General features: G+C 70.7%; 1 protein-coding gene. It reads left to right on the top strand.

Features of this window, described 5'->3' with window-relative positions:
• A partial coding sequence (locus SB772_RS43080) for a hypothetical protein (protein WP_410838908.1) occupies window positions 1-241 on the top strand: 241 nt, incomplete at its 5' end.
• Window positions 242-256 lie beyond the last annotated feature (15 nt).

Here is a 256-nt window from a genome sequence, read left to right as displayed (position 1 = left end):
GAGCCAGTACCGCGCGGCGGTCGCCAACGCGCCGCTCACGCTCGTCGGCGCATCGCACGAACAGGCGCTGCTCGACCTGTTCCTGATCGAGAAGGCGGCCTACGAGATCCGCTACGAAGCGGCCAACCGGCCTTCGTGGCTGGGCCTGCCGGTGCGTGGCCTCGCCGCGCTCGCGAGCCGTTTGCTCGGCCAGACGCCAACCCATACTCACACCCACACGGGAGGAAGCGGACATGCCTGAGCGCGCCCCGGACGC

The organism is Paraburkholderia sp. SIMBA_030, from assembly GCF_046535245.1.
Classification (GTDB): domain Bacteria; phylum Pseudomonadota; class Gammaproteobacteria; order Burkholderiales; family Burkholderiaceae; genus Paraburkholderia.
This window is presented reverse-complemented; position numbering and strand designations above follow the sequence as displayed.